This is a genomic window from Streptomyces chiangmaiensis (genome assembly GCF_036281785.1).
GTDB lineage: Bacteria > Actinomycetota > Actinomycetes > Streptomycetales > Streptomycetaceae > Streptomyces > Streptomyces chiangmaiensis.
In genome coordinates, this window is sequence record NZ_JAYWVC010000473.1 from 1 (window position 1) to 2379 (window position 2379).

Genomic DNA, 2379 nt, shown 5'->3' on the forward strand with positions numbered 1-2379 from the left:
CCTGCGCATGGACCTGCTTGGACTTGGCCACGCATTCGTTCCAGATTGCGCGCCGCGCGGTAGCCGACAGGCGCACACGGAAGGTGTACCGGCCATACCCGGTGTCCTTCGTAGTCGCTCCTGTCGTCATGCACCCGAACCTGCCCGGGAGCACCGACAGTTGAGAGTTCTTGATCGTAGTGGGCTCCATCACCGCCGTGCGGGGTGGACACCGGTTCGCCCTGGCGGCGATCCGGCCATCCCTGCCCTGCTCCACAGGAATCCGATACCTCCCCAGCCTGAAGGCCGGGACATCCTAGGAGGAACCCGGTGAATGTGACGTTGCTGTTCGAAAAGGAGGCCAGCCGAGCGAAAAGAGCAACTTGGCACGATTGATCTTTGACATCCCCTCCGTAAGGTCAATACTTGCAGTCGATCATTTGGCAAAATCCATGATTGAGGTGAGTAACGCTGCTTTCCGCTTCAAAGTGGGGACTTGTCGCAGCCACAGTCCTCTCAATGACGGCTACCTCGGGCTCGGCCTCCGCCTTTCAAGGAACCCTTCCCTATCGTGGGCAGGGAGGCGGAGACCGTTATGAGGTCATCCTCTTGAATGCACACGCAGAACAAATCACTTATCTCTCCAACGGAGACCCCCAAACCGGAGTGGGGAAGCAGTATCTCTACGTCAACGCAGTCGAGCGGGAGGGAAGGCCGTTTGGCAAAGAGCTGCTGGAGTGCACCCAGATCGGAGGCACTCTGACCTCCCCAAGTCCTCACAGTGACCAGTGCAAAGGCACGTTCATCTTCCCTGACGGGCAGCTGACCTGGCAAAACGGGACGTCCTCGCCTTCGGCCGCACCGCCGGAAAACATTGACATCGCCATCACCGGTGGCACCAAGAGATACGCAGGAGCCAGCGGCTACGGTCATGTCGTACTCACCGCACCGGGGGAGAGCACGCAGACGCTCTATCTGCGGTTGAGGTCGGATGAAGGCGAACAGTAAGACCAAGGCCCTTGCATGGCAAGGCTGTTGCTCTTGGGGTCTTGCGATGAGGGTGGCTTAATACGCGCTCCGGAGCAGTCCGCGGTGGTAGCGGTGGCGTTCGCGTAAGTTGCCGCTGTCGCATCCGCAGTCACGGGGCTGCGGGGCCAGGCCGGCGAAGCCTGACGGCCGGTGCGCGCTGCCGAAGGCATTCAGGTCGCCGCCCGTCGCAGCGCGACCATCCCGCGCTTGCGAGGCGCCTCTTCTCCCACCTCGACACCCAGATCGCCGCCCGGGCCACCCGGGCTTCCCCCGAATCCGGACACTCAGCTCGCGAACAAGCTCCTCACGCCGGGCGCCGGTCAGGTTCGACTACCGCACGGGGACTCAGGGGCCGAGGATGGACAGGAGTTGGAGGCTGGTGTGACTCTCGGTGCCCGGTACGGCGGTGTACACCAGGAGCCGCTGGGACTGGTCGGGGTCGACGAGCGTCTGGCAGTGCAGTTCCAGCGTCCCCACCTGCGGGTGCCGAAAGCGTTTGGAAGCGCAGAAGGGGCCGAGCACCGGGCGCTCACGCCAGATGGCGGCGAACTCGGGGCTTTCCTTGCGCAGTGCGTCGACGAGTTCGGCGGCTCGCGAGTCGCCGCCGTCGCGGGTGTAGGCGCCGTAGAGGTCCGCCACCATCAGCCGACTCTGCTCGGCGTGGTCGCTCTCGGGGTGGACCAGGCGGGAGGAGGGGTCGGTGAACCAGCGGTAGTGCGCACTGCGCGCCAGTCCGGTGTAGGCCGTCTCGTCACCCCGCAGCGCCACCGCCGGGCGCGTCTGCTTCAGTGTCTCGCCCAAGTGATTCATCACCTGGGCGGGGGTGTCCTTCATCCGGTCCAGAATGCGCATCATGCCCGGATTGATGTGGTCGTCGCGCCGCACCCTGCGGGGCACAGCGTGCCCGGCGAGATGGAACAAATGATCCCGCTCCTCCAGCGACAGGTGCAGACCGCGGGCGATCGCGGCGAGCATCTGCTCGGAGGGATGAGGCCCTCGCGGTTGCTCGAGCCGGCTGTAGTAGTCGACCGACATGTCGCACAGCGCCGCGACCTCCTCGCGGCGCAGCCCTCCGGTACGCCTGCGGCGCCCGCGCGGCAGGCCGACGTCCTCTGGTTGCAGGGCCTCACGGCGGGCCCGTAGAAAGGCCGCCAGCCCTGGTCGATCCGCCACAGCTGTCCTTTCTCGGCTCGTGCCGCTCCTGGCGGGATGTGCCGGTCCGTGGCGTCCGGCGGCTGCCACCCATGCGCCATCTGGAAGCCAGTCCGCCGCGTCGGCCGAGGTCGTAACTCAGGACTGCAAGGGCCTAAGCAATGTGGCGGGGCCGCCATATTCCCCAGGGGGATGTGGTGTGCAGCACATTTCCTGTGT

2 protein-coding genes are annotated in these 2379 nt (G+C 65.2%); one reads left to right on the top strand and one right to left on the bottom strand.

Annotated features, from left to right (window positions below; all coding sequences use genetic code 11):
* Positions 1–498 precede the first annotated feature (498 nt).
* Positions 499–987, top strand: a complete 489-nt coding sequence (locus VXC91_RS44575; protein ID WP_329513044.1) for a hypothetical protein — start codon at positions 499–501, stop codon at positions 985–987.
* Positions 988–1353: 366 nt separating this feature from the next.
* Here VXC91_RS44575 and VXC91_RS44580 read toward each other — a convergent pair whose 3' ends face one another.
* The gene (locus VXC91_RS44580; protein ID WP_329513045.1) at positions 1354–2181 is read right to left on the bottom strand and encodes a helix-turn-helix transcriptional regulator; all 828 of its coding nucleotides are present in this window, start codon (positions 2179–2181) and stop codon (positions 1354–1356) included.
* Positions 2182–2379: the final 198 nt, after the last annotated feature.

Bases quoted from the DNA above. Each gene is read 5' to 3' on its own strand.
- VXC91_RS44575 (WP_329513044.1), top strand. From the start codon at position 499: ATGACGGCTACCTCGGGCTCGGCCTCCGCCTTTCAAGGAACCCTTCCC.